The sequence below is a fragment of the Pseudomonas macauensis genome, assembly GCF_047902425.1.
Lineage (GTDB): Bacteria > Pseudomonadota > Gammaproteobacteria > Pseudomonadales > Pseudomonadaceae > Pseudomonas.
Map to the genome: position 1 here is coordinate 248,467 of NZ_CP138377.1, position 26,785 is coordinate 275,251.

Sequence of the window (26,785 nt, forward strand, 5' to 3'; positions counted from 1 at the left end):
GAACGACCATGACCATCCAATTCCGCCCCGACGAAACCTACCGCGACGACTACACCTACGCGAACAGCCAGGAATGCATCGACCGCGCGCCCTGGCCCTTCCCGGACGATGAGTACATGTACTCGATGAACCTGGAGCCGCACGTCAGCGTGGGCAACGATGCCTTGCGCGCGGTGTTCGACATCGACGAGCACTACATCAGCGAGTGCCGCGACCGTGCGATCACCCTGGAGAAGGACCCGGGCATGCACTATGTCTCCGCGCCGCACATGATGGAGGCGCAGTGGGACCTGCTCGAACTGATCATGGAGTCCTACGCCAAGGACTACCCGGAGTACTTCTCCCTGGAGAAGGACGGCACCCGCTGGCACTGGACCAACAAGCTGCTGAACATCGACGACACCTTCACCTTCGGTGATCCGTCGACCCTGCCCTATGAGCCGATGGAGTACGTCACCCGCCAGGCCCAGGGCGACTGGGTCCTGCAGGAAGAGCGCGACGGCACCCTTTACTGGGGCGCGGGCATCGCCACCCAGCGCGCGGACTATTCGCTGCGCTTCAACCTGGGCATGGCCTGGCACGAATTCCACGGCCCGGTGCCGCTGGTGAAGGAAACCGGCATGCTCGACCGTGCGCTGAAGTTCCTGCTGCGCCTGCGCAACGGCCACCCGGTGCGCCGCCTGAACTGGTCGCTGACCGTCAACCCGCGCCTGGACGTGTCCGCCGAGTCCCTGCCGGAGTGGGCGCCGGACCGCACCACGGTGACCGCCGAGAACGCCGGTAAAAAGGTCTACTTGCGCATCGAGCTGCAACCGCTGCACCGTCTGCCGCGCAGCAACGCCATCGTGTTCCCGATCCGCACCTACCTGCTGAGCCTGGAAGACATCGCCACCAACCCGGCGTGGGCCAAGCGCATGCACCGCGTGCTCAAGTCCCTCAACCAGGAACTGGTCGACTACAAGGGCTTCACCCGCTACCGCGACCAGGCGGTGGAGTGGCTCTCGCAGTTCGACGACGGCCAGTAACGCCGCGCCATCACACACAACTAAAAACCCGAAAAGGGAACCGGCGGGCGTCGTGAGGCCCGCCGGCTGATTGCCTTCTGCCCATCAACCCCCTGAGAGGAAACAACGATGAGTGGGTCCCCTGCCAAGCGTGCCGCTGGCGTAACCGATTCCGATGCCGAGCAGCTCGCTGCCCTCGGCTACAGCTCCAATTTCGAACGCAGCATGAGCCTGTGGGAGAACTTTTCCCTGGGCTTCACCTACCTGTCGCCTGTCGTGGGCGTCTATACCCTGTTCGGCCTGTGCCTGGCCGCCGGGGGGCCGCCGATGTTCTGGACCTACCTGCTGATAGGCCTGGGTCAGTTGCTGGTGTGCCTGGTGTTCTGTGAGGTGGTCTCGCAGTTCCCGATCTCCGGCGGCGTCTACCCCTGGGCGCGTCGCCTGGTGGGCAAGCGCTGGGCGTGGATGGTCGGCTGGGTGTACGCCTGGGCGCTGTGCACCTCCATCGCCGGCATCGCCGTAGGCGCCAGCCCGTACATGGCGGCCATGCTCGGCTTCGAGATGCACGGCAACGCCGCCATCGGCATCGCCCTGGGCCTGATCGCCCTGTCCACCGTGCTCAACCTGTCCGGCACCAAGCTGCTGGCCCGCGTCGCCATGTTCGGCTTCATCTGCGAACTGGGCGGCGCGCTGCTGGTCGGCGGCTACCTGTTGATCTTCGAGCGCCACAACGACTTCAGCGTGCTGTTCAACACCTTCGATATCAAGGTCGACGGCAGCTACTGGCCGGCCTTCCTCGCCGCGTCGCTGGCGGGCCTGTTCCAATACTACGGCTTCGAGGCCTGCGGCGACGTCGCCGAGGAAACCCCGAACCCCGGCAGGATGATCCCCAAGACCATGCGCATGACCATCTACATCGGCGGCGCCGCCGCGATGTTCGCCTGCCTGGCGCTGATCCTCTCGGTGCCGGACATCCAGCGCGTGATCAACGGCGAAGACACCGACCCGGTAACCACCATCCTGGCCAACGCCTTCGGACCGGTGGGTTCCAAGCTGGTAATGGCGGTGGTGATGGTGTCGTTCGTGTCCTGCGTGCTGAGCCTGCAGGCCGCCGCCAGCCGCCTGCTGTTCGCCTATGCCCGTGACGAGATGATCGTCGGCAGCAAAGCCCTGTCCAAGCTCAACACCAACCACGTGCCAGCCGTTGCGCTGGTGGTGGCGGGCGTGATGCCGGCGGCCATCGTCTGCCTGGGCCTGTTCATGGCCGATGCCGTGGCGACCATCGTCGGCTTCGCCGCGATCGGCATCTACGTGTCGTTCCAGCTGATCGTCATCGCCGCGCTGATCGCCCGCGCCAAGGGCTGGGTGCCCGGCGGGCAGTTCACCCTCGGCAAATGGGGCGTGCTGGTGAACGTGGCCGCGCTGGTCTACGGCGTGGCGGCAATCACCAACATGGTGTGGCCGCGCACCCCGGATGCTCCCTGGTACATGAACTACTCGATGATCCTCACCACCCTGGTGGTGCTGGGCGCGGGCCTGCTCTACATGCTGCTGGCCAAGCCCTACGACAAGGGCACCGCGCCGGCCGGCGACGCCCACCGGATCTCCTGCCGCCAACTACCCGCGCGCGCTGCGGGCGCGCTGACCGAACCGGCTTGATCGCAACGTTGACGCAATTCGGGCCATACGCCTGAGGGGCTGCGTCTGGATCGTCACCTTCCCCTGGTGACGGTCCCCTGCGTTTGCGCAACGGACCACCATCCCCGCGATGGTTGGTCCGTTTTTTTATGCCCGCTTTTGTAGGAGCGAGCCTGCTATCTGGCGATCCACAGCAGGCACAGCGAGAGCGTCACCAATGATCCCAAGGTCGACACCAGAATGCTCCGCGACACCACCGCCGCCTCGCGCTGGTAATACTCGGCGAGCATGAACGGCCCGGTGCCGGTGGGCAGCGCGCTGAGCAGCAGCGCGGAGTCCGCCCACAGCGGCGGCAGGTCGAAGACCTTGTAGGCGAGGAAGCCGGTGAGCAGCGGCTGGCCGATCAGCTTGATCATCACCAGCGGCCAGGCGCCGACCTGTTCGCCTTCCTGTTTCTGCGCCAGGAACAGCCCCAGCGACACCAGCGCACAGGGCGTGGTGGCGGCGGCGAGCATGTCGAGGAAATGCAGCAGCGGCGTCGGCAGGCCGATGCCACTGGCCGCCCACAGCCCGCCGATGATCGGCGACACCACCAGCGGGTTCTTGCCCAGCGCCTTGGTCACCACCCACACGGCGCGGCCGATGTGCTTCTCGGTCTGCAGGCCGACTTCGATGAACACCACCGAGATGGCGAACAGCACGCAGACCACCAGCAAGGAGGCGATCAGCGCCGGCTCCAGGCCGTCCTGGCCGAACACCAGCAGGCACAGGGGGATGCCCATGTAGCCGGTGTTGGCGTAGGACGCGCTGAGCCCGTCGATGCTCGCCGCTGGCAGCGGGCGGCCCTGCAGCAGACGCCAGACCAGCGTGGCGAAAAACACCAGCAGGCAACCGCCGGTGAAGGCAGCGAGGAAGCCCGGCTGCCAGATTTCCGCCCAGGTCGCGGTGGCGGTGACCTTGAACAGCAGCGCCGGCAGGCACAGCCAGACCACCAGCCGGTTGATCTCCGACGCCGCCTGCGGGCCGAGGCGGTTGGTGCGCCGGCACAGCCAGCCCACCAGGATCAGCGCGAAGATCGGCAGGACGACGGACAGCACGTGGGACATGGCGGCACAACCGGACAACGGAACGGCTGGCGAGCATAGGGGCCGAGGCCGCCGACGTCCAATGCGACCTCGGTCTGAGATCAGACGCGCCCGCTGACCGGGATGCAGGCGCCGGTGATCGCCGCCGCGTCATCCGAGGCGAGGAACAGCAGGGTCGCCGCCAGTTGTTCCGGGCGCACCCAGCGGTCGAACTCGGCGTCGGGCATGTCGGCGCGGTTCTGCGGTGTGTCGATAATGCTCGGCATCAGCGCGTTGACGGTGATGCGCGCGTCCTTCAGCTCTTCCGCCAGCGCCTCGGTCAGGCGCATCACACCGGCCTTGGACGCCGCATAGGCGCCGGTTCCCAGCGCTGCGCGGGTGGCGGCGGCCGCCGCGATATTGAGGATGCGACCTTGACCACGCGCCTTCAGGTGCGCCAGCGCGGCCTGGCTGGAGACCACGGCGGTGCGCAGGTTGATGCGATACATCAGGTCCCAGGTGTCGACGTCGCCATCGGCCAGGGTTTCCCAGTGGAAGCCGCCAGCGACGTTGATCAGCGCGTCGAGGCCGCCGAAGTGCTCGCTGGCGCGGTCGATGGCGGTTCGGGCGGCGGTGCTGTCGGTCAGGTCGACGCCGCCCAGGGACAGCGCGCCGACCTGTGGATAACGCGGACTGACGGCCCGGTCGAGCAAGGCGACCTGCCAGCCGGCGTCGGCGAATCTCTGGCCGACCACGCTGCCCAGGTGGCCGAAGCCGCCGGTGATGGCGACGATCTTGTTCATGGAGTGCACCCTCAGGCGTTGGAAGAGCGGCCCTTATAGGGTTAGCACGGTGCGCGGAGAAAGGTCGCCGATGACAGATATACGGACGGATCGGGACGCGCCGGCCTAGCCCTGCATCAGCTCGCCCAGCAATTCGTCCTTGAGCCGTTGCAGCAGCGCATCCCCGCGTTGGCGCGGGTGCGGCAGGTCCACTCGTACCTCATGGCGAATCCGCCCCGGTCGCGCGTCCATGACGATCACCCGGTCGCCCAGGTACAGCGCCTCTTCCACGTCATGGGTGACCATGATCATGGTGCTGCGCTGCTGCACCCAGATGCGTTGCAGCTCATGTTGCAGGCGTACGCGGGTGAGGGCGTCGAGAGCGCCGAAGGGTTCGTCCAGCAGCAGCACCTTGGGCCGGGTGATGAGTGCGCGGGCGATGGCGGCGCGTTGCGCCATGCCGCCGGAGAGCTGGTGCGGGTAGGCCTGCTCGAAGCCGGTCAGGCCCACCAGTTCCAGGTGATCGGCGACCAGCTCGCGTTTCTCGGCGCGGCTGAGCTTCTGGTTCTTCAGCGCCAGGGCGATGTTCTCTTCCACGGTCTTCCAGGGGAACAGGCGGTGGTCCTGAAACACGATGCCGCGCGCAAGGCTGGTGCCGGTCACGGCCTCGCCGTCGAGCAGGATGCGCCCGCTGTAGTCGTTCTCCAGCCCGACGATCAGCCGCAGCAGCGAGGATTTGCCGCAGCCGCTGGCGCCGACGATGCTGACGAACTCGCCGGGGCGCACCGCCAGGTCGATGTTCTCCAGCACCGGCAGGCTGCGGCCGTCGATGGAATAGGCCTTGCTCAGGCCCTGGATGGCCAGCGCGCCGTGCTGCGCCTGCTGGGCCGGAAGAATGGCGGGGTCGAGAATCGCGTTCATGGTCTGGGCACTCATGGCAAAAGGCCGAATTCGAGAAGAGCTAGCGCAGGTTGCGCCAGCGCAGCAGGTGGCGCGCGGCGCGGGCGAACAGCTGGTTCATGGCGTAGCCGAGCAGGCCGATGCTGAGCACGCAGATCACCACGATCTCCATGCGCGAGCCGGTCTCGGCGTTCATCATCAGGTTGCCCAGGCCCATGCCGGTGGAGAGGAACAGCTCGCAGCCCACCGAGCTGACCCAGGCGAAGGCCAGCGCGTGCAGCACGCCGTTGCTCAGGCTGGGCAGCGCGCCGGGCAGCAGCACCTCGCGGAACTGCTGCCAGGGGCCGAAGGCGTAGAGACGGCCGACTTCGCGGTAGCGCTTCTCCACGTCGCGGAAGCCCTCGAAGGCGTTCAGCGTCATCGGGTAGAAGGCGGCCAGGCTGACGATCAGCACCTTGGACGGCTCGCCGCTGCCGAACCACAGGGCGATCAGCGGGATCAGACCGAGGATCGGCACTTGGCGGATGGTGTGATACAGCGGCGCGAACAACCGCTCCAGCGGCCGCGATAGCGCCATGCCGGCGCCCAGCGTGAAGCCGGCGAGTACGCCCAGCAGCAGGCCGAGGCAGGTGCGTTGCAGGCTGGCGGCGACGCTCAACCACAGCTCGCCGGTGTCGATCAGCTCGGCGAAGCCGGCGCCGATGCGCTCCAGCGGCACGAAGGCATAGGCCGCGCTGGCGCCCTGTTGTGACTGCCAGTGCCAGGCGGCGATCAGTAGCGCCGGCAGCACCAGCCCGCGCAGGCGTTTGATGTGATGGATCATGGCGTCGGTCTCCAGCGCAGCAGGCGCTTTTCCAGCAGGCGGAAGGCGAAGTCGAGGATGAAGCCGATGGCGCCGGTAACCACCACGCCGACCATCACGATGTCGATGCGCAGCATCTGCCGGCTCAGCTCGATCATCTGCCCCAGGCCACTGTCGGCGGCCAGCAGCTCGGCGGCCACCAGCACCATCCAGGCGCGGCTCAGGCTGATGCGTAGGCCGGTGACGATGGGCGGCGCAGCGGCGGGGAAGGCGACGTCGCGCAGCAGGCTCCACAGCGGCAGGCGGTACACGCTGGCGACCTCGAAGTACCCGCGCGGGATACCCTTCACGCCCTCGCTGGCGGCCAGCGCCACGGGGAAGAAGGCTGCCTTGGTGACGATCAGGATCTTGAAGGTTTCCTCCACGCCGAAGAACAGGATGAACATGGGGATCAGCGCGATCGATGGCACCTGGCGCAGGGTGTGGAACAGCGGCGCGCAGTAGGCTTCCACGGTTTTCGACAGGGCCATGGCGGTGCCGAACAACAGCCCGCCGACGGCGCCGATGGAGAAGCCGATGGCCAGGCGCGACAGGCTGTTGAGCACGTGCTCGCGCAGTTCGCCGCTGGCCAGCAGGTCCTTGAAACTGGCCCAGACTTCCGCCGGCGGCACCAGCAGTTGCGGCGGGAACCAGCCGGCGCGGGCAGCGACGAACCAGGCCAGCAGCAGGAGCAGGGGCGAGGCGAACCAGCTCAGGCGATCCAGGGGGCGAGTCATGCTCAACCCTCCTGCCCGAGCAGCGGCCCGGCGCTGTGGCGGCGCAGCTTGCGTTGCCAGCAGAACAGCGCAGCCAGCAGCACCAGGGGAATCCAGCAGAGGAACAGGTTGCCCAGCCCGACGAAGTGGCTGATCGCCCCACCCAGCAGCGCGCCGGAAAAGCTGCCGGACATGGAGGCGAGGTTGAACAGCCCGGAAATCTTGCTCTTGTCCATGGCGTGCTCGCCCAGCTGGGCCATGTTCACCAGGTGGATGAGTGCCGCCGCCGCGCTGAGCAGCACGCCGCCCAGGGCCAGCAGCCAGTAGTTGTGCGCGCTGCCAAGCAACAGCAGGGCGGCCAGCGCCGCAGCGAGACTGCCGATGTAGGCCAGGCGCCGGCCGCTGCGCTCGATCAGGTAGCCGAAGCCGAACAGCCCGAGCACCGAGGCCAGGCCCTGGATCATCACCAGGCTCACCGCCTGGCCTTGCGACAGCCCGGCGACGTCCATCGCCAGCAGCAGGATGAAGGTGCCGAACAGCGCGCCGGTGGCGGCGCTGAGCAGCTCGATCAGGCAACTCTCGGCGATCTCGACGTTGGCCAGCATGGCGCCGACCTGTTGCAGCAATCCACCGGTGGCGGCAGCGACGGGTACGTCTTCGCTGGGTGCCTCGCCTTCCCAGAAACCGAGGCTGTAGAAGGCCATCAGGCCAAAGCACAGGCCGATGGCGGCAAAGCCCCAGGTGAAGCTCGTCGCGCCGCTCAGCCAGTTGCCCAGCAGCGGCCCGAGCAGGCCCATGCCCAGGGTCAGCGAGCCGCGATACCAGCCGGCCTTGTCGTTGCCGATGCGCTTCAGTTGGCGCAGGAAGGCGCTGTTCATGGCGACGATGCGGAACGGGATGCACAGGCCAATCAGCAGCCGCGCGAAGGCCAGCCACAACCAGCCGCCGAACAGCGGGATGGCCAGGTTCAGCAGCATCGGCCCGAGGCTGGCGAGGAAGTACACCCGGCGCGCGCCGAAGCGGGCGATGACGAAGCCGGCGGGCAGGGTGAGGATCACCATGCCGAGGGCTTCCATCGCCGAGATGATGCCGATCTGCATGGCGTTGGCGCCGATGCTGATGGCGTACAGCGTGGTGACGATCTTCGCCATGCCGATAGTGGCGCCGCTGAAGGCCGCCAGCAGCATGAAATTGAGCAGGAAGGCGCCAGGACGCGCCGGGCTAGATGGCGACATCGATCTTCCCCAGCAGGGCTTCCAGCGGGCGCGGGTCGATCCAGTCGTCCACGTTGACGTGGTTGCCGATGAACTCCCAGCGCTGCAGGAATGCGGTGAGGTCGCGCAGCGCGTTGACCGAGCGCTCGGCCAGGTTGGTCTGCAGGCGCAGGTGCGCGTCTTCCCCGTAGGCGCTGGCCACCCAGAACTCGCTGGTGTTGAGCTCGCGGGCGAGGAAGCGACGGGTGTCTTCCGGGTGCGCCCAGGCCCATTGCTCGGCGCGCAGCACGGTGTCGAGCACCCGCACGGCGGCATCGAAATGTTCGTCCAGCAATTGCTGGTCGACGGTCAGGGTGCGCGGCGTGCCGATGTTGGAGCGGACCAGCGGCTCGGGGTGCGAACCGACATCCAGCACCACGTGCAGGCCGAATTCATGGGCCAGCTGCAGGCCGTGGGCGCCCTTGAGGAAGATCGCGTCGATGTCGCCACGCAGCAGGCCGATCAGTTCGTTGTTGCGCTGCACCACGCGGTTGCCCTTGAGCGCCACCTGGGCGCCGAACACGTGGCGCACCGGGTCGTCGCTGAAGGTGCCGCCGTAGGGGTAGTCCACCAACTCGACGTCGCGCACTTCCAGGCCTTCCAGGCGCAGGGCGTTTTCCAGGCCGCGCAGGGACTGGGCACGGGTGAAGTCGATCTGCACGTTGGCCCACTTCGGCAGGCCGAAACGCCGGTGGCGCAGGTCGCGGATGCTGCGCACGCCGCTGTCCGGGGCGCTGACGATGAGCTGCACCTCGTCGCTCCACGACAGCCCGACCACCCGCGTACGCGCGCCGCTGGCGCGCGCCCAGATGGCCGGGATGTTGCCGCCGTGGCGGACGGAGTAGGGCAGGTGATGGTCGAAATGCGCCTCGCGCACCTCGCGCTCGGATGACTCGCGCAGTGACTGGATGCGCGTGCCGAAGGGGCGGAAGGCCTGGGCCAGGCGCCCGGATTCGACGGCGATGCCGAGGCCCGTGGGAACGGGACTGTGGGTGTACCAGAGGGTTTCCAGCGGTGTGCTCATGGGTGTCCGTCGGGGGTGAAAGCCCCCGCGCCGTCGCGCGGGGGCCAGGTCGGGAAACAGAGGGAATCGCCCTCGTGACGTTGATCAGCCAGTCTTCTGTGCCAGGCGGCTGCGCAGGGCTTCCAGCGGGCGCGGGTCGATCCACTCGCGCACGTCGAAGCGTGCCGGGATGAAGTTCCAGCGCTGCAGGAAGTCGGTGAAGTCCTGCAGGGCGAGGATCGAGCCTTCGTCCAGGTTGGTGCGCAGGCGCAGATGGGCGTCTTCGCCGTAAGCGGTGGCGACCCAGAACTCGCTGCTGTTGGTTTCCCGCGCCAGGTAGCGGCGGGTGTCATCCGGGTGCTGGTGCGCCCAGTCTTCGGCGCGCAGCACCGAGGCGAGGATCGCGGTGGCGGCGTCGGGATGCTGCTCCAGCAGGTTGAGGTCGACGCTCAGGGTGCGCGGCGTACCGTTGTTGGAGCGGATCAGCGGCTCGGGGTGGGCGCCGGTGTCGATCACCGTGTGCAGGCCGAATTGCTGCGCCAGCTGCACGGCGTGGGCGCCCTTGAGGAAGATCGCATCCACTTCGCCACGCAGCAGGCCGACCAGTTCGGGGTTCTGGCTGCGTCGGCGGCTGCCGCCGTGGCCGGTGATGCCGACGATGTTGCCCGGTGCCTCGTCGCTGAAGGTGCCCTTCAGGCCGAAGTCCACCAGCTCCAGGTCGCGCACTTCAAGGCCTTCCAGGCGCAGGGCGTTTTCCAGGCCGCGGATGGCCTGCGCGCGGGTGAAGTCGATCTGCGCGCCGCTCCAGTCCGGCAGGCCGAAGCGCCGGCCCTTGAGGTCGCGCACGCTGCGGATACCGCTCTCGGCGGTGGTCAGGATCAGTTGTGCTTCATCGGCCCAGGACAGGCCGATCACGCGGGTTTCACGACCGCTGGCACGGGCCCAGATGGCCGGGATGTTACCGCCGTGGCGCACCGAGTTCTGCAGGGTGTGGTCGAAGTGCGACTCGCGCACCGCCTGGTCAGCGGACTCGCGCAGCGACTTGATCTGCGTGCCCTGCTCGGCCAGGGCTTCTTCCAGCCAGCCTTTCTGCACGGCGATGCCGAGGCCGGTGGGTACCGGGCAGCGGGTGTACCAGAGGGTATCGAGGGGACGGGACATGTTCAGCTCCTTGTGGCTCAGGCGCGAGCCTTGAGTTCGTGGACATCGGCGCGTTTGCCCTGGACCAGCGGCAGGACTTCCTGGCCGATCCGCAGGGCTTCTTCCAGGTGCGGGTTGCCGGCGAGGATGAAGGTGGAGAAACCGGCATCGCGGTATTCGGCGAGGCGTTCGGCGACGTTCTCGTGGCTGCCCACCAGGCCAATGGTCGGCCCCGGTTTGGCCTTGCCGAAGCCGGCCCAGAGGTTGGGGCCGATGATCAGGTCGTCGAAGCGCTCGACGTTCTGGTGGTAGGCGGTCTGCCGCGCAGCACCGACCGAATCCGAGCCGGTGGCGAAGTTCTTGATGAAGGCGCTGGTACGCGCATCGATGCGCTCGTACTGGCGGCGCAGCTCGCTCCAGGCGGCCTCTTCGGTCTCGCGGGCGAACAGGTCGATGCGGATGCCGAAGCGGATCTCGCGGCCCTGCTTGTCGGCCAGCTCGCGCACGCGCTCCAGGTGCGGCTTGAGCTTGTCGATGGGCTCGGCCCAGTTCAGGTAGACGTCGGCATGTTTCGCCGCGACGTCCAGAGCCGGCTCGGAGAAGCCGGAGAAGTACACGCCCGGCTTGCGCACGTGCTTCAGCGCGATGGGCAGCGAGCCGTTCTCCAGCTGGTAGACCTCGCCCTGGTAGGAGAACTGATCGTTCTTCCACAGGCCGTCGATGATGTCGAGGAACTCGCCGGTACGCTGGTAGCGCTTGTCGTGCTCGAGGAAGTCACCGTTGGCGCGCTGGCTGGCGGGGTTGCCGCCGGTGATGATGTTCCACTCCAGGCGGTCGCGGGACAGGTGCTGGAGGATCGCCGCCTGCTGCGCGGCGTAGGCCGGCAGCGTCCAGGCGGCCTGGAAGGCGATCAGGAACTTGATCCGGCGGGTCTCGCGGGCCAGCGCGGCGGCGGCGATCCACGGCTCCGGCCCGGTGGGCAGCAGCGCACCTTCGAAGCCGGCGATCTCGGCGGCCTTGGCCACCTGGGCGATGTAGTCGATGTAGGTGAAACCGTCCGGCTCGCCGTTGGGCAGGCGGCCCGGGGCGATGTTGCCGGGACGCTCGATGTGGCTGCCACGGTTGTTCTTGTCCGAGGCGAGATAGGGACCGTCGCTGCCCAGCGGCAGTCGCCAGAAGAATTCGGTGCTCATGGGCTTGCTCCTTTGCTTTGCAGGGGGCAGCGTCGTGCTGCTCGTGCAGGGTCTTGAGCAAGGGCTGTGCCCAAAGGCTGGAGGCTAGACGTGGCGGGGCTTTCAGGGTGGTGTGCTGGTACAGCAGCAGGGCGTTTGTCTGTACAGCAGCAGTGGGGCAGCAGGGGATGCTGGGCGGGCAGCAGTTTCGGCGGTGTTCGGGCCTTTGGTGGCCTTCCGTCCGCTCTGATGATTCGTAATTAGATGATTTGTATGGATATTTTTTAGTGGCACAAGTCCTGCTCAGTTAGTGGAACACCGCCACGCGGTTCATCCATCCCCGACTGCCAGGAGGCATTCCATGTCCACCCTCGACCCGAAACTCGCCAGCCAGCTCGAACAGGTCCGCCGCGACTTCGCCAAGGCCTTCCGCGTGCTCAAGGAAAGCCGCACCCTCACCGCCACCAACACCTACCAGGCCTATGTGCGCGTGCCGGACAGCGACAAGGTGATCGCCGTCCACGCTCCCAACCCCTGGGCGGACGACCAGGAAATCCGCGCGGTGATCTCGACCTGGGACGGCGACGTGATCCTTGACGAAAGCATCGCCGGCGCGACCCCGCTCAGCGGTCGTGGCGCCGGCGGCAACGGCAAGCGCTATGCGGCAATCTTCCAGGCGCGCCCGGAAATCAACGTGGTGATCCACGTGCACACGCCCTACCTCGGCGGCTGGGCCAGTGCCCACCGCGTGCTGCCGATCCGCTACGCCGCCTCCCAGCGCGTGACCCTGGCCCGCGAGCTGCCGATCTACATCGACCGCCGCCAGCCGGAGCCGCTGTTCATCCTCGACAGGATCGCCGAGAACCCGCACACCCCGGCCATCCTCGAAGCCAACGGCGGCGCGACCTTCTGGGGCGAGGACCTGATCAAGGCGTCCAAACTGATCCTGCTGATCGAGGAGGGCGCCTACTTCCAGGGCCTCGCCGAAGGCCTCGGCGGCTCCCAGGAATTCGGCCCCGGCGTACTGGAGCAGCAGTGGAAAATGACCGGCCTCTGGGAGCAAGGGCAGAAGCTGCTGGAAGCGGCGGCTTGAGCCGTTCCTGAGAAAGGAAAAAGCCCTCTAGCGAGGGCTTTTTCATGTCTGCCAATCGACAGGTTTCTTGTAAGAGCGAGCCTGCTTGCGAATGCCCCCCCTGTGGAGTCGGTTCGCGAGCAAGCTCGCTCCTCCGCTCAGGTCAGGGCTTGGCCGCGACGGATGGCCCGGCGCTGCGCTGCCAGAAGCTCTCCAGTTGCAGGCTCTTCAGCCCCTGCTCGACGAACTTCGGTTCCAGCAGGTCCTCCACCTTTACCTCGCCACGGATCAGCCTGGCCTGCTGGCTGTAGGCAATGCCGTCGGCGTAGTGCTTGCGCAGGGCCTCGTCGTAGATCGGCGAGAAGTGCGCCGACCAGGGCTCGCCAGCCACCTCGCGTTGCAGCACGCTCAGCGGCACGCCGGAGCGCGATTGCGCCTCCTGGTACGCCGCCTGGTTGGCGTCCTGGGAGACCCACCACGCGGCTTTCAGGTAGGCGTCCACCACCAGCTGGGTGAGGTCGGGATGATCCTTGACGAAGTCCCGTGCGCCCCAGACTTCGGCGCGCATCTTCCAGTCCGCCGGGGCCTCCTTGCTCGACCAGATGATCTGGCCGACCTGCTTGTCTTCCAGCAGGAAGGCGTCGCTCAGGGTGAAGAAGGCATCCACCCGCCCGGCGCTCAGCGCGGCGGCGCCGGCCTGGGGGTTGAGGTTGAAGATGCGGAAGTCTTCGAAGCGAAGGCTATTGGCTTCCAGCAGCTTGGCGAACGATAGCTCCCACGGCCGTCCCCGGTGCAGGGCGATGCGCTTGCCCTTGAGGTCGGCGATGGATTTCGCCGTGGAGCCCGGCGGCACCACGAGGTAGACGTTGTTGCCGATGCCGCCGGGGACGATCAGCTGGGTCTGTACGCCGGACGCGTTGGCGATGATCGATGGCAGGTCGCCGTAGAAGGCGAAGTCGATGCGCTTGTTGGCGAACTCCTCGTTGACGAAGGTGCCCACCGAGGCGGTGGCGGCGGGCACCCACTCCAGCTTGATGCCGCGCTGGGCCAGCTGTTGCTCCAGCCACTTGTCGCGGTCGATGACGTAGGCCGGGCCGTTGAAGGTGATCTGCCCGGCATTGGCATAGGCCACGGTGGCGATGCGCAGGGTGGTCGGCTGCTCGGCGGCCAGGGCGTGGCCCGCGAGCAGCAGGGCGGCGGCCGGCAGCAGCCAGCGCAGCGTGCGATGGATCAGGGACATGGTCGTTACCTCGCTCAGAAGTCGGTGGTGACCGAGACGCCGAAGGTGCGCGGGTCGCCGAACATCACGGCGGCGGTCTGGAAACCGCCCGGCAGGGTGTGGTTGCGGTATTCCTTGTCGGTCAGGTTGTTCACATAGGCAGTGACGCGGGTGGTTTCGCCCGGCAACTCGTAGGTCACCCGCGCGTTGCCCAGGGTGTAACCGCCGGAGCGCATGTTGGCGCTCTGGTCGTTGGTGAAGAAGTACTGGCGGCTGCGGGTGTTCCAGTCGGTGCCGAGGATCACCGCGCCGCCGACGTTCAGCGGGATGCGGTAGTCGGCGCCAAGCACGGCCGAGACGTTGGGTGCGCGGACGAAGTTGTTGCCGGAATAGTCGTCCTTGCCCGAGGTGTAGTCGGTGAACTCGGTGTGCAAGAGGCCCAGGCCGAAGTTGACGTGGAGGTTCTGCAGCGGGATGGCTTCCAGTTCGAACTCGGCGCCGTAGGCCTCGCCCTGGGCGCCGTTGGCCAGGCGCGAGACGGTCTGGTTGTTCACCGCGGTGACGATGTTGAGCTGGATGTCCTCGTAGTCGTAGTAGAACAGGCTGGTATTGGCGTTCAGGCGGCCATCGAACCATTCCGACTTCAGGCCCAGCTCGTAGGAGGTGAGGTATTCCGGGTCCACCGTGGCGACGGTGGCCTGGCTGGTCACGCCGGTGTTGTAGCCGCCGGAGCGGAAGCCACGGGCATAGCGGAAGTAGGCCCGGGCGTTATCGGAAATGCGGTACTCCGGGGTCAGGTCCCAGCTGTAGTCGCTCCAGGTGTTGCTCTCGTCCTGGCTGGCGTTGGCGACCAGTTGCGAGAGGACGTTGTCCTGCTTCCACCAGTCGCCATCGCCGAACACCGCGGGGCCTCGGTTCTGCAGGCGCAGCAGGTCGATGTCCTTGGTCTCGCGGGTCCAGCGCAGGCCGGCGGTGAGGCTGAAGTCATCGGTGAAGTTGTAGGTGGTGCTGCCGAAGACGGCGTAGCTCTCGGTCTGCTGGTCGTAGCTGACGTTGTTGTAGGAGCGCGGGATGTACGGGTTGGTCAGCGCCGCGTTGACACTTTCCGCCTGCAGGTCCTCGTTGAAGTAGTGGAAGCCCAGCACCCAGTTCAGCCGGTCGGTGCGCGGCGAGGCCAGGCGAAACTCCTGGGAGTACTGCTGGCTGTCGGCGTAGCCGTAGCTGCGCTGCAGTTCCAGCGGGGTGTTGTCGCTGTCGGTCCAGCCGTCGCGGGTGAAGTGCTCGAAGGCGGTGATGGAGGTCAGCTCCAGGTCGCCCAGTTGCCAGACCAGGTTGAGGTTGCTGCCCAACTGGTCGATCTCGGCCTGGTACTTGGCGTTGAAGTTGGCCTTGCCCAGCTTCGGGTCAATGGAATAGCCGAACTGGTTGGTGCCGTTGGGCCGGGTGCCGTAGCTGACGGTGTTGTAGCTGGCGGTGTCGTGGTAGCTGCGGGCGTGCAGGTTGAGGTTGGCGTCGAGGTCATCGTTGATCCTCGCGGCGAACTGCAGGCGCACGGCGTCGTCTTCCAGCGCGCCCTGGTCGTCGTTGTCGTTGATGTTCTCGGTGTAGCCGTCGCGGCCCTGGTGATGGAAGGACAGGCGCCCAGCCAGCTTGTCGTCCACCAGCGCGTCGCTCACCGCGCCCTCGACGATGCGGTTGGCGTAATTGCCCATGTCGACCTTGAAATAGCCCTCGGGGCTGAAGGTCGGCTTGCGCGAGATGAAATTGATCGCGCCGCCCGTGGTGTTCTTGCCCCACAGCGTGCCTTGCGGACCGCGCAGCACCTCCACGCGCTCCTGGTCGAACAGCGGGAAGCCGGTGGCGCTGATGTTGGCGATGTACACGTCGTCGACGTAGATGCCGATCGGGCTGACGGTGTTGGCGCCCTGGTCGCCGGTGCCCAGGCCGCGAATCCACCAGCGCGGACGGCCGTGGCCGTCGGTGGTGCCCGCCGAGGCGTTGGGCGTGTAGCGGGTCACTTCATTGGCCGATTGCAACGAGGCGTCGCGGATCTTCTCGCCGCTGAGCACGGTGATCGGCGCCGGCACTTCCTGCACCGACTCTTCGCGCTTCTGCGCGGTCACCACCACCTTGCCCAGGGTGGGCGCGGCGCTGGTGTCGTTGTTCTGCTGGGTGTCGCTGTCGTCCGCCGCGGCGTTCTGGCTGGCGAGTCCCCCCAGACTCAGGACGATGGCGAGGGAAAGGGTACTGCGTTTGAACATGGTGTCCCCAAGGGGCGGCGAAAGGACGGCCGGCTCTGTGGTGCTCGGTCGTCGCCGCAAGGCATCTAGCTGTTATTGCGTTGCTCTTGTGCTGGCTCACGCGTGATAAGGCCGGTTGGCTTGCAGGGGCTATCGCAACATCCGTACCGCTTTTGGGTTTGATCTCAATGTGTTGATCTATAAGGGAATTTCTTAGGTCTTGTGGATTCTGTGCTGCTGGGGAAGCAGCCCGTGCTGGCGTGTCGCTGCCTGGGCAGCAGCGCGGCAGCAAGGGAAAGGCCCTGCGCGGAACGCGCAGGGCGGTGGCTCAGATGACCTCGCTTTCCCGCAGGCTCTGCGGACTCTCCAGCGTGATCCGGGCGATCTCGTCCTTGCGCAGGAAGGCGACGCCCGGATGGCGCTTCGCGTACTCCAGGAAGGCGTCCCAGGCGCGAACCATCTGTGGCGTACCGCTGATGCGGTCATGGGCGCTGAGGGACATCATCCGCCGCCGGCTGGCGGCTTCCTGGTAGAGCTGATCGAATTCCAGCTTGATCTGTTCGAGGAACTGGCTGGGCGAGTAGTTGCGCCCCTCCACCAGCAGGATGTCGTTGTTGCGCAGGGTGTAGGGCACCACCGCGAAGTCCCGGCCGTTCACGGGCTCGATGAATGGCTCGTCGCGGCTGAGGTCGTCGATGTGGTAGCGGTAACCCAGCTCCTGCAGCAGCGACAGGGTATTGGGCCCGCGTCGCAGCCAGTTGCAGTTGTAGCCCTGGGGGCGCTGGCCGGTGACTTCCTCCACCATGTCGCGGGCGGCGATGAGGAAGGCGCGCTCCTCGTCGCGGCTCATCGCGTACTGGGAGCTCCAGCGCGGACCGTGGGCGGCGGCCTCGTGCCCGCGCCGGACGATTTCCCGCGCCAGGTCGGGGCTGTGTCGGACGGCTTCGCCGATCATGTGCGAGGTCACCTTGATCCCGTGGCGGTCCCAGAGGTCGAGCATCCGTGGGATGCCTTCGCGGTAGCCATAGGCGAACCAGCTGTTGGCGGCGGCGTCGGCGGGTACGCTGTCGGGGAAGTCCACGCGGGGGAACGGGCTGTCGGTGCCCTTGAGCGGCTGGCCACCCGCTTCGAACTGCATGGAGATGGAGATGACCAGGCGGATGCCGCCGGGCCAGAAGCGTGCGCTGGCGGTGGCTTTGCTGCTCCGGGGTGGCGTCGCCGCGCCGGCCGAGCCTGCGCCCAGTGCCATGCCGGCGGCGATGACGCCGACGCCGGCGCCGACCTGGGTGATGAAGCTTCGGCGGCCGAGGCCATTGTGCTCGGTGCTCATCCTGGCCTCCGTCAGTTCGACACCACGCCGAGCTGGCGCAGCAGGCTGAGGTTGTCTTCGATGTGCCAGTTGTCGGTGATGCGGCCGTCGGCGATGCGATAGATGTCGGTGGCGATGAAGTCCACGGCCTGTCCCGCACCCTGGTGGCCAAGGAAGGGGCCGGTGAAGCGTCCGCTGAAGCGCAGGTGCAGGACCACGCGATCGCCCGTCACCAGCATCTGCTCGATACGGCAGTGCAGGTCGGGGATCGCGGCTTTCATCATGGCCGAGGCCTTCAGCGGTCCCTCGATACCTTGTGGCCGACCGGCGGGCAGGGTGCGGTCGGTGAAGCTCTCGGCCAACGCCTGACGAGCGAGTGCAGGGTCGCCGCTGTCCCAGAACGTGGCGTAGCGGCGTGCGGCGAGGATCTGCGCATCGAGCCGGGGCTTGGGCAGTGATGCGTCGGCAATCAGTTGCCCGGGCTCCAGCAGGGGAGGGCTGGCGGCGATGGCCGAGCCGGCGGCGAACAAGGCCAGGGTGGCAAGCAGGGGGCGAAGATGAGGCATGGCGAACTCCGGTCAGGGCGCTTCGAGGCGCGGTAGCCGTCATTCTCTGTTGCGGGTTTCGATGGAAATACGCTAGATACGTCGATGCATTCTTTCTGTTTCGTGAAGAGTTGGTCGAATGATCGATAACCTCGTCAATCTCGTGGCCTTCGACCGTATCGTCAGCGCCGGCAGCTTGTCCGCCGCGGCGCGCGAGCTGGATGTGTCCCTGGCGGTGATCAGCAAGCGCCTGGCTCACCTGGAAGGCAGCCTGGGTGTGCGCCTGTTGCAGCGCACCACCCGGAGACAGGCGTTGACCGAGGAGGGGGCGCTGTTCCATGCCCAGGTACTGCGTATCCTGGCGGAGGTGGATGCGGCGAACGCACTGATCTCGCGCCGGCGCGAGAGCATCGATGGCCTGTTGCGCCTGACCGCGCCGATCGACTTCGGTCGCCGTTGGATCGCCCCGCTGCTGGCGCGATTCCAGCAGCTTCATCCGCAACTGTCGGTGCAGCTGGAACTGAGCGACAGCCTGATCGACCTGCTCGAAGGCGGGCTGGACATGGCCGTGCGGGTCGGTGCGCTGGAGGACTCGTCGCTCATCGCGCGGCCACTGGCGGACAACTACCGTGTACTGTGCGCGGCGCCTGCGTACCTGGAGACGCATGGCGAACCGGCGCATCCGGCCGAGCTGCTGCGCCATCGCTGTATCGTCAATGGCGAACAGCCCCGCAGCGAGTGGCGATTCGTTGCCGCCGATGGTGAGCGCATCGCCGTGCGGGTGCAGGCCAGCCTGTTGAGCAATGACGGCGGTGCCGTGCATGCGTGGCTGCTCGCCGCTGGCGGCATCGCCTTGAAATCGATCTGGGACGTGGGCGAGGACATCGCCGCCGGCCGCTTGCGACGGGTGTTGCCGGATTACCGCGTGCCCAGCGCGCCGCTGCATGCACTCTACCCCCATGCCCGGCATGTACCGCCCAGGGTTCGTGCGTTCATCGAATTTCTTCGCGAGCAGTTGGGCGAGAGGCCGGAACTTTCGTCGTAACAGCTCTGGGGCGGGCTTGCTGCTGGTAAAGTGAGTTCTCGCACAACCTGGAGTTGGCAATGAATACCCTCCTGCCGGAACGCCCCCTGCAACGCTTCCCGCGCAATCTGCGTGGACGCGATTTCGTGGTGGGGGATGTGCACGGCCATTTCGAACTGCTCGAACGCCTGCTGGAACGGGTGGCGTTCGATAGCGCCGCTGACCGTCTGTTTGCCGCCGGCGACCTGGTGGACCGCGGACCTTATTCGCCGCGTGTGCTGGAGTGGCTGGAGCACTCCTGGTTCGCCTCGGTACGCGGTAACCATGAGCAACTGGTGATCGACTCGGTGCTGGCTGGCGATGACCGCGACCTGCACTACCGCAACGGCGGCGTGTGGCTCTACGCCTTGCCGCAGGATGAACGCAAGCGCATCGCCCGGCGCCTGCAGCGCCTGCCGTTGGTCATCGAGGTGGAAGTCGCGGAGGGTCGGCGCGTCGGCATCGTCCACGCCGAACCGCCGATCTCACCCGCTTTCCCGGATTGGGACAGCGGCATGGCCGCCCTGGCCGGGGAGCTGGGCAGCGCCGCCCGGCGTAGCGCGGCGGCATTGGCGATGTGGGCGCGCACCCGCATCGAGGGCGAGGACGATACGCCGGTGCCTGGCCTGGAGCGTCTGTATGTCGGCCACACGGCGCAGACCCGGGTACGTCGACTGGGCAACACGCACTACATCGACACCGGCAGCGGCTACGCCGACGGCGTCCTGAGCCTGGTGGACATGCACTGCGGGAAGGTGGAGACGGCGACCTCGCGCTGAGCGGCCGCCGGCATCCGTTCACTCGCCGCGGATGTACTGCTCCAGCTGGCGGATCAGGTCGGCCTGTTCGGCGATGGCCGCCTTCACCAGGTCGCCGATGGACAGCAGGCCCAGCAGCTCCCCGTTCTCGACCACCGGCAGGTGGCGCAGGTGGCGCTCGGTCATGATGCTCATGCACTTGTCGATGTTCAGGTGGGTTTCCACGGTGATTACCGGCGCGGTCATCACCTCGCGAACCGGCGTGTCCTCCGAGTTACGCCCCTTCAGCGCCAGGCGCCGGGCGTAGTCGCGCTCGCTGAAGAAGCCGACCACCTGGTTGGCCTCCACCACCGGCAAGCCGCCGAGGTTCTTGTCCGCCATCAGGCGCAATGCGTCGATCACCAGTGCGTCCGGGCCAATGGTGTAAACCTGCTGGTCCGCCTTGGCGTTCAACAGCTGAGCCACATTCTTCATTCCTGCCCCCTTTCGTCGTCTCACGGCGCGATGCCCGAGGTTCATAGAGAATCGTGGACAGATGGCGATCCGGCAAGGTCGGAAAGCGGCGCGGACACCATTGAAAGCGTCAAGCTCCGCCCGCGCGATTTATACTGTCCTTCCCCTCCTGCTTTCTGATCGGCCATGACTGACGACGACCGCGACCTCCCCGAGCCCGAACATGACCACCTGCTCGATCTCGACGACGACCTCGACAGCCTGCTGGACGCGGACGCGGCGTACTTCGACGACCATCCGGATGACGATGAGCCGGAGGAATACCAGTCGGGTCTGGACGATGAGGACGATTGGCCGGAGGACTGATTCCAGACGGCTTCTTTGCGTCATGAAGTGCTGGCAGAATGCCCCAGATCAGAAGAGGGACCACCATGCGCTACCTCCCCATCATCCTGAGCCTCGCCCTGCTGGGCGGCTGCTCCTCCTCGGTCCGCACTGACGAGCGCGGCGCCCCGATTTCCCTGTACCGCGATACCCGCCATAGCCTGGTGGTGAACTTCCAGCCGGATGCCCAGGTGGCGGCCAACCCGCGCTGGCGCACGCTCATGAGCAACTGGCGAGAGGCCCTGCGCGAAGAGGCGGATTCGGCGGACTATCAGCTGTCGGTCCAGGACGGCGAGCCGCGCGCCACGCAAACCCTGTCCACCCTGGTGGTGATCGAGGTTGGCGCCGGCCATAGCGCCAACAACCGCCCGCGCGCTGAAGATGGCGAGTGGATCACCTCCACCGTGCGCTACCACGACGGTCTCACCGGCCAACTGCTCGCTTCGCGCCGCTATGACAGCGAGGCCGAGTCCACCGGCGACCTGTTCTCCTCGATGGGGGCGGCGCAACTGAATGCTGTGTCCGAGCAGATCGTCGAGGAAATCACCGGCGCACTGCTGGTCGCCCGTCCTTCCCGCCCGCTGCCGTCGCCCACGACTCCCGCAGCCCCGGTACCTCCGCAACGGAGCGTCCCCGCTCCGGTCTCCCCGACAGCGGTCGAAACCGTCGCCCACGCCGCCCCACCGCGAAGCCAGGAGCAGCAGATCCTCGACCTGCAGCAGCGCAACCTGCCTTACGAGGAATACCGGGACGAGTACCGGCGGATCATGGGGCGCTGACGGCAGCGTCGCGCCCCTGCGCCGTAGTTCGAGCGTTCGGGGCTACCAGAACCAGCCGTCGTCCGACAGCTCCTGTTGGCAGCTCTTGTACTGGGCGCTGTATAGCGAGGCGCGCGCCTGGACCTTCTGCGACACGTTCTTCAGCCACGGCTTGGCGTCGTAACTGCGATTGCGATAGCCGCCCCAACCCTCGTGGTAGTTCAGGTACTGGGCATAGGCGTCCCACTTGGAGACGCGGTTGACGCTGTAGGTCTTCTGCATGTACCAGCCCATGAAGTCCAGCGCGTCGGCGAAGTCGTCGCGGTCGGCGCCCCAGTCCCCGGCATCCTTCTTGTAGTCCGCCCAGGTCTCGTCCTTGGCTTGGGCGTAACCGTAGGCGGAGCTGACCCGGCCCCAGGGAATGAAACCGAGGAAGTAATAGCGGGGCGGCAAGGCGTCGTGCTTGAAGGAGGACTCCTGGTACATCATCGCCATCGGCACCTGGATCGGCGCTCCCCAGCGCTTCTGCATCTTCAGCGCCGCCTCGTGCCATTTCGGCTTTTCGCGGAAGATTTCGCAGAGGTTGTCGGGATTGGCAGGCGGCTTGGTGGCGCAACCGGCAAGGGCCAGGAGCAGGGCTGGCATCAGGAGCCGAAGCATTGGCGGTTTATCCTTTTCGCGCACGATGGCGGAGGCTTATACAGCCTTTGCTGGCGAAGATGAATCGTATGGCGTCGAGGGTTTCCTGGCCCCGACGGCAGCCGGCAGGCGTGGTCTGCGCGGCTGCTCGCCAGAAACGGAAAAGCCCGCTCGGCGCGGGCTTTTCAGGCGGTTCTGCAGATTGCCTGAGGCACTCTCGAAACAGGTAGATGGTGCACCAGGCGGGATTCGAACCCACGACCCCTGCGTTCGAAGTCCTAAAAGTCACCCTTTACGGCCAAGACGTTAGCCTGTAATAGCTGAAAAATCAAAGAGTTGCTTTAGCCACCCTAAGCGTGTCTTCGCCAGGTTAAGCGCCCCGAGTGTGGCAAAATTATGGCAATGAATCGGAACTCCTACTCTGCTCCGGAGCCTCAACCGATCAGGCGCCCCAGCCGTTATATCCGCCATTGGCCAGGGGAAAACCTGGCTGGCCACTTCTGTTGAAAAAGCCCCGTCGCGATTCAATCTTCGGATCGGATGGAGGATCGAGCTAGATCGCCCCACCTACGCCCTTAAACTTCTCAACAAAAACAGCGATTTTTTGGAAGACGCTTTGCTTTTTAGACAGAAATTGGGGATTCAACGGGCTCATCTTGGGCAGAATGGAGTTCAGCTCGGTTCCGGCGTCGCTGGCATATTCCCGCCGCAACGAAGTCGTGATGTAGCGCCTGGCAGCCTCTGCATTGAGGCTCTCCGTGTCGATCAGCTCCTCGGCTTCCTGCCGCAACACAGCTTGGGCATAGGCATAGAACGCCTCGATCACACTGGTCGCATCGTCGATCTGGTCAAGGTCGGTTTGATTGATGAAATCGACCACCAGGCTTTCCTTCGCACGATTACCCAAGCTGGCTCGAATGATTCGGCGCATTTCCTCGACCAGCTCAACCTTGCTCTTGGTTTTCTTGTTGTGCTCGAAGAGCAGCTCCAGGATGTAATCCAGATTAATTTCCTGGGATTTGAGTAGATCCACCTCAAAGACCACGTCATCCCAGTCGATGGTGGAATTTTCCTTCTCGGCGCCCGTTCTTTCACGACGCAACCAATCCCGCACATCGTTATAGGTCGAACGGTAATCCTGAATCTTGCGCTCTGCCGGCATCGTGATCGCTTGCAGGGCGGCGAGGCCTTCATCACTTAGATAGTGCCGGGCCTTGAACGCCTCGACCGCCGCCGAGTCGTTCATGTCCAGGCTCTGCAAGGCCTTCAGGCTGGCGAACTCATCGTAGTTCTGCAACACGTTCTCAACGCGCAAATACTCGCCAAAGAGCTTGGCAAAGGCCTTTTTGTCGGACTCTTTTTCAATCGCCGTCGGATCGGGAAAACGCTGTTCCAGCTCGGCCACCACATCGACGAAACCACGCCGCGCCTCACCCGTCAGCACATCGGTAAAGCCCTCCATGTATTCCTTGTAGCTCTTCTCCAGCACCACCTTGCGGGTATTGCTGTTGCCGAACAAGGTGATGGCGTCGATGGTGGCCTGCTCCAGATCGCGGAAGGTCACGATGTTGCCGAAGGTCTTGGACGCATCAAAAATGCGGTTGGTGCGCGAGTAAGCCTGAATCAGGCCGTGGTAACGCAGGTTCTTGTCGACGAACAAGGTATTGAGCGTGGGTGCATCGAAGCCGGTGAGGAACATGCCCACCACGATCAGCAGATCGATCTCCCTGGCTTTGACCTGCTTGGCCAGGTCGCGGTAGTAATTCTGAAAGCCCTTGCTGTCCACACTGAAGTTGGTTTTGAACAGCGCGTTGTAATCGGCAATGGCCGCGTTCAGGCACTCTTTGGCGCTGTTGTTGCTCATCGCGGAAACATCGAAGCTTTCGTCCTCGATCTCACCGACCGCGCTCTGCTCCTCATTGGCCGCGAAGGAGAAGATCGTGGCCACCCGCAATGGCTTGTCACTGCCCTCTTGCAACGCTTTGAACGACTCATAGTAGAGCTTGGCCGCTTCCACGCTGCTGACCGCGAACATGGCGTTGAAGCCCTTGCCGCCCGCTTGCAGGCGATGGGTTTTCTGCCGGAAGGTGTTGAGGATGTACTGCGTGATCTCGCGGATACGCTCAGGGTGCAACAAGGCCTGCCGGTTTTCCGCTGCACTGAGCTTGGCTTCGTCCTGCTCGGTTTCGATGGCCTTGAACTGTGGCCGCACATCGTTGTAATCGACCTTGAACTTGAGCACCTTCTCATCACGAATTGCATCTGTGATCACGTATGAATGCAGCTCAAGGCCAAACACACTGGCCGTATCTTCGGCCCCCAACGCATTGTGGCCTGCGAAGATCGGTGTGCCAGTAAAGCCGAACTGATAGAACTGCTTGAAGCGCTTCTTCAGGTTCTTCTGCGCTTCGCCGAACTGGCTGCGATGGCACTCATCGAAGATGAACACCACCTGCTTGCCGTAAATGGGCAGGTCGGGTTCGCTCTTCATCAGGTTATTGAGCTTCTGGATGGTGGTGACGACGATTCTGTTGTCGTCCTTGTCCAGGTTGCGCTTGAGCCCAGCCGTGCTATCCGAGCCATTCACGCTTTCCGGGGAGAAGCGTTGGTACTCCTTCATGGTCTGGTAATCCAGATCCTTGCGATCCACCACGAAGAACACCTTGTCGATAAACGGCAACTCGGTGGCTAAGCGGGCGGCCTTGAAACTGGTCAGCGTCTTGCCGGAGCCCGTGGTGTGCCAGATGAAACCACCGCCCTCGCGAGTACTCCCCTTATTGGCCTGATACGCGCAGTGAATCTTGCGCAGAATGCGCTCCGTGGCGGCGATCTGGTATGGGCGCATGACCAGCAGCGTGTTGCTGGTATCGAAGACTGAGTAGCGCAGCAGCACCTTCAACAGCGTGTCTTTCTGGAAGAAGGTGGCGGTGAAGTCCTTCAGATCCTTGATCAGGCTGTTATCGGCTTTCGCCCAGTTCATGGTGAAGTCGAAGCTGTGCTTGTTGCGCTGCGTGGTATTGGCAAAGTAACGCGTGTCGGTGCCGTTGGAGATGACGAACAGTTGCAGGAACTTGAACAGGGAATGTTCGCTGTTGAAGCTCTCCTTGCTGTAGCGATGCACCTGGTTGAACGCCTCGCGAATCGCCACGCCACGCTTCTTCAACTCCACCTGCACCAGGGGCAAGCCATTGACCAGAATCGTCACGTCGTAGCGGTTGGCATGGCTGCCTTTCTGCTCGAACTGCTTGATCACCTGCAGCTTGTTGCGTTGGACGATCTTCTTGTCCAGCAGATAAATGTTCTGGATGCGCCCATCGTCAAAGACGAAGTCGTGGATGTAGTCGTCGTGAATCTTGCGGGTTTTCTCGACGATGCCGTCGCTAGGCTTGTTCAACCAGTTTTCAACGAAACGATCCCACTCATCCTCGGAAAACTGCACGTCGTTGAGGGTTTGTAGCTGCGCACGCACATTGGCCAGCAAGGCATCGTGGGTGGTCAGACCAGGCGCATACTGATAACCCTGCATCTGCAAGTCATCGATGAACTCGCGCTCCAGATCGCCTTCGCTCTGGTAGCCCTCGGCAACCTGCACGGCCTTGATGTACTGCTCCAGAACGATGAAGTTGTTTAATTCAGCGATGGCTGCGTAGTCGCTCATTCTTGCAGGTCCCTTTTTTGCAGCAGCTTCTTCACCTCACGGTCGAAGTCGGATTCGATGCGCTGCTGCTTGTTGAATTTTTCATACTCGGCGAACGCCTTCTGCTCCGCCTGCTGCCGCGATACCGTGCCGTAACCTTCGAGAATGCGGTATTCATTGAAGGCCAGAAACTTGTTCACGCTTTCAGCAAAGCTCTCCATCGTGAACGTGTTGCGGCGCTCGATGATGCCCTCGATGTAGTCGAAAAACGCTGAAACGGCGCGTTCCAGCTTCTTGATATCCGCCTCGCTCAAGTAGTTCTTCGCCACCGCCGCATCCGACTTCAACACGCGGCCATCTGGCGCATTCTTGTAGGTGCTCATGCCCATCAAGGGTTTACTGGCATCGGCGTGCAAAGCGATGATTTCGGCAGCCGTGTGGCCGGTTATCGCGAAGTGAAACTTGTCCTGCACATGGGCGTAGAACAACCGAGTGGTTTCGGATCTCGGGTCGTAATCGATGCTGCACTCGGCGAAAATATCGGTGATCTGCTGATAAACACGTCGCTCGCTGGCACGAATGGAACGCACCCGCTCCAGCAGCTCACGAAAGTAATCCTTGCCGAAGTAGCGGCCATTCTTCAGCCGCTCATCATCCATGGCAAAGCCCTTGATGATGTATTCCTTGATCAAGGCCGTGGCCCAGATGCGAAATTGCGTCGCCTGTGCTGAATTGACCCGATAGCCGACCGAGATCACCGCATCCAGGTTGTAGTACTTCACCTGCTGGGTTTGCGTCAGCCCTGCCATTGCGCCGTGTTCAGTGGTTGTTTCCAAAATGGAAACAACCACCTCTTCCTCCAGTTCGCCGCTGTCGAAAATATTCTTCAGGTGCTTGGAAATCGCCGGTACGCCCACACCGAACAGCTCGGCCATGCGCTTCTGCGTCAGCCATATGCTCTCATTGCTGAGCAGCACCTCTACCTTGATCGTGCCATTGGGCGCGGTGTAGAGCAGAAACTCGGTGGTTTGGTCGCGCAATGTCAGGTTGTGCTTGGGCATCGTCGTTTTCTCGTGTCATACCAGCAATGTGTGCACATACACCCAAACGTATTCGTGTAACTTGATGGTTACCGGTGGCCACTAGTAATCACTGAAGCCATATTTTGGATGCTTCATGAGGAAAGCGTGCCAGT

24 protein-coding genes are annotated in these 26,785 nt (G+C 64.6%); 7 read left to right on the forward strand and 17 right to left on the reverse strand.

Translation table 11 applies throughout. From position 1 onward, the window contains the following. The first annotated feature begins 8 nt into the window (after nucleotides 1-8). Nucleotides 9-1,025 carry a heme-dependent oxidative N-demethylase family protein gene (locus SD196_RS01145; RefSeq protein WP_275609665.1) on the forward strand — a complete coding sequence of 339 codons (1,017 nt, stop codon included), beginning with the start codon at nucleotides 9-11 and terminating at the stop codon, nucleotides 1,023-1,025. Nucleotides 1,026-1,133: 108 nt separating this feature from the next. Continuing rightward, nucleotides 1,134-2,663 carry an APC family permease gene (locus SD196_RS01150; RefSeq protein ID WP_343576330.1) on the forward strand — a complete coding sequence of 510 codons (1,530 nt, stop codon included), beginning with the start codon at nucleotides 1,134-1,136 and terminating at the stop codon, nucleotides 2,661-2,663. Nucleotides 2,664-2,818: 155 nt separating this feature from the next. Here SD196_RS01150 and SD196_RS01155 read toward each other — a convergent pair whose 3' ends face one another. The 9 genes from SD196_RS01155 to SD196_RS01195 all read right to left on the reverse strand — a co-directional run bounded on the left by SD196_RS01155 (nucleotide 2,819) and on the right by SD196_RS01195 (nucleotide 11,534). Then, the gene (locus SD196_RS01155) at nucleotides 2,819-3,748 is read right to left on the reverse strand and encodes an AEC family transporter (protein WP_343576333.1); all 930 of its coding nucleotides are present in this window, start codon (nucleotides 3,746-3,748) and stop codon (nucleotides 2,819-2,821) included. 80 nt (nucleotides 3,749-3,828) lie between these two features. Further along, nucleotides 3,829-4,509: an SDR family NAD(P)-dependent oxidoreductase gene (locus tag SD196_RS01160; protein ID WP_275609668.1), complete on the reverse strand. Its 681-nt coding sequence runs from the start codon at nucleotides 4,507-4,509 to the stop codon at nucleotides 3,829-3,831. Nucleotides 4,510-4,614: 105 nt separating this feature from the next. After that, nucleotides 4,615-5,409, reverse strand: coding sequence for an ABC transporter ATP-binding protein (locus SD196_RS01165; RefSeq protein WP_343576532.1), 795 nt, complete (start codon nucleotides 5,407-5,409; stop codon nucleotides 4,615-4,617). A gap of 40 nt (nucleotides 5,410-5,449) precedes the next feature. Beyond that, a complete protein-coding gene (locus SD196_RS01170; RefSeq protein ID WP_343576336.1) occupies nucleotides 5,450-6,211 on the reverse strand; it encodes an ABC transporter permease in 762 nt (253 codons plus the stop codon). Then, a complete protein-coding gene (locus SD196_RS01175) occupies nucleotides 6,208-6,966 on the reverse strand; it encodes an ABC transporter permease (RefSeq protein ID WP_343576338.1) in 759 nt (252 codons plus the stop codon). The genes SD196_RS01170 and SD196_RS01175 overlap by 4 nt, the downstream gene beginning before the upstream one ends. Nucleotides 6,967-6,968: 2 nt before the next feature. Further along, nucleotides 6,969-8,180 (reverse strand): MFS transporter, encoded by a 1,212-nt coding sequence (locus SD196_RS01180; RefSeq protein WP_343576340.1) that lies wholly within the window; start codon nucleotides 8,178-8,180, stop codon nucleotides 6,969-6,971. After that, complete coding sequence (locus SD196_RS01185) at nucleotides 8,167-9,222, reverse strand: ABC transporter substrate-binding protein (RefSeq protein ID WP_343576342.1); 1,056 nt, start codon at nucleotides 9,220-9,222, stop codon at nucleotides 8,167-8,169. Before SD196_RS01185 ends, SD196_RS01180 begins: the two co-directional genes overlap by 14 nt. A gap of 84 nt (nucleotides 9,223-9,306) precedes the next feature. Next, entirely contained in the window at nucleotides 9,307-10,362 is a 1,056-nt protein-coding gene (locus SD196_RS01190; protein ID WP_343576344.1) for an ABC transporter substrate-binding protein, read from the reverse strand. A 17-nt stretch (nucleotides 10,363-10,379) separates the two neighbouring features. Continuing rightward, on the reverse strand, nucleotides 10,380-11,534 hold the full coding sequence (locus SD196_RS01195; RefSeq protein WP_343576346.1) for an LLM class flavin-dependent oxidoreductase: 1,155 nt from the start codon (nucleotides 11,532-11,534) through the stop codon (nucleotides 10,380-10,382). A 340-nt stretch (nucleotides 11,535-11,874) separates the two neighbouring features. Between SD196_RS01195 and SD196_RS01200 the strand changes: the two genes are divergently transcribed. Beyond that, the gene (locus SD196_RS01200) at nucleotides 11,875-12,606 is read left to right on the forward strand and encodes a class II aldolase/adducin family protein (RefSeq protein ID WP_416310974.1); all 732 of its coding nucleotides are present in this window, start codon (nucleotides 11,875-11,877) and stop codon (nucleotides 12,604-12,606) included. 142 nt (nucleotides 12,607-12,748) lie between these two features. On the opposite strand, the gene SD196_RS01205 is transcribed toward SD196_RS01200, so the two are convergent. From SD196_RS01205 to SD196_RS01220, 4 genes are all read right to left on the reverse strand, one after another. Next, nucleotides 12,749-13,825: an ABC transporter substrate-binding protein gene (locus SD196_RS01205; protein WP_416310975.1), complete on the reverse strand. Its 1,077-nt coding sequence runs from the start codon at nucleotides 13,823-13,825 to the stop codon at nucleotides 12,749-12,751. Nucleotides 13,826-13,839: 14 nt separating this feature from the next. Next, complete coding sequence (locus SD196_RS01210; protein WP_416310976.1) at nucleotides 13,840-16,065, reverse strand: TonB-dependent receptor; 2,226 nt, start codon at nucleotides 16,063-16,065, stop codon at nucleotides 13,840-13,842. 307 nt (nucleotides 16,066-16,372) lie between these two features. Then, nucleotides 16,373-17,374, reverse strand: coding sequence for a polysaccharide deacetylase family protein (locus SD196_RS01215; protein ID WP_275609678.1), 1,002 nt, complete (start codon nucleotides 17,372-17,374; stop codon nucleotides 16,373-16,375). An 11-nt stretch (nucleotides 17,375-17,385) separates the two neighbouring features. Beyond that, nucleotides 17,386-17,919 (reverse strand): ester cyclase, encoded by a 534-nt coding sequence (locus SD196_RS01220; protein WP_275609679.1) that lies wholly within the window; start codon nucleotides 17,917-17,919, stop codon nucleotides 17,386-17,388. Between the two features lie 118 nt (nucleotides 17,920-18,037). Between SD196_RS01220 and SD196_RS01225 the strand changes: the two genes are divergently transcribed. Both SD196_RS01225 and SD196_RS01230 read left to right on the forward strand, forming a co-directional pair. Next, nucleotides 18,038-18,943, forward strand: a complete 906-nt coding sequence (locus tag SD196_RS01225) for a LysR family transcriptional regulator (RefSeq protein WP_275609680.1) — start codon at nucleotides 18,038-18,040, stop codon at nucleotides 18,941-18,943. A 59-nt stretch (nucleotides 18,944-19,002) separates the two neighbouring features. Beyond that, nucleotides 19,003-19,740, forward strand: a complete 738-nt coding sequence (locus SD196_RS01230; protein ID WP_416310977.1) for a metallophosphoesterase — start codon at nucleotides 19,003-19,005, stop codon at nucleotides 19,738-19,740. 18 nt (nucleotides 19,741-19,758) lie between these two features. Here the strand turns inward: SD196_RS01230 and SD196_RS01235 are convergent, their stop codons facing one another. Then, the gene (locus SD196_RS01235; RefSeq protein WP_371232418.1) at nucleotides 19,759-20,193 is read right to left on the reverse strand and encodes a CBS domain-containing protein; all 435 of its coding nucleotides are present in this window, start codon (nucleotides 20,191-20,193) and stop codon (nucleotides 19,759-19,761) included. 165 nt (nucleotides 20,194-20,358) lie between these two features. Between SD196_RS01235 and SD196_RS01240 the strand changes: the two genes are divergently transcribed. Continuing rightward, nucleotides 20,359-20,538 (forward strand): hypothetical protein, encoded by a 180-nt coding sequence (locus SD196_RS01240; protein WP_275609683.1) that lies wholly within the window; start codon nucleotides 20,359-20,361, stop codon nucleotides 20,536-20,538. A 65-nt stretch (nucleotides 20,539-20,603) separates the two neighbouring features. Beyond that, nucleotides 20,604-21,335, forward strand: a complete 732-nt coding sequence (locus SD196_RS01245; protein WP_416310978.1) for a hypothetical protein — start codon at nucleotides 20,604-20,606, stop codon at nucleotides 21,333-21,335. 42 nt (nucleotides 21,336-21,377) lie between these two features. On the opposite strand, the gene SD196_RS01250 is transcribed toward SD196_RS01245, so the two are convergent. The 3 genes from SD196_RS01250 to SD196_RS01260 all read right to left on the reverse strand — a co-directional run bounded on the left by SD196_RS01250 (nucleotide 21,378) and on the right by SD196_RS01260 (nucleotide 26,651). Further along, entirely contained in the window at nucleotides 21,378-21,974 is a 597-nt protein-coding gene (locus SD196_RS01250) for a hypothetical protein (protein WP_275609685.1), read from the reverse strand. 532 nt (nucleotides 21,975-22,506) lie between these two features. Continuing rightward, nucleotides 22,507-25,611 carry a type I restriction endonuclease subunit R gene (locus SD196_RS01255; RefSeq protein ID WP_416310979.1) on the reverse strand — a complete coding sequence of 1,035 codons (3,105 nt, stop codon included), beginning with the start codon at nucleotides 25,609-25,611 and terminating at the stop codon, nucleotides 22,507-22,509. After that, nucleotides 25,608-26,651, reverse strand: a complete 1,044-nt coding sequence (locus SD196_RS01260; protein WP_416310980.1) for a virulence RhuM family protein — start codon at nucleotides 26,649-26,651, stop codon at nucleotides 25,608-25,610. The genes SD196_RS01255 and SD196_RS01260 overlap by 4 nt, the downstream gene beginning before the upstream one ends. Nucleotides 26,652-26,785 lie beyond the last annotated feature (134 nt).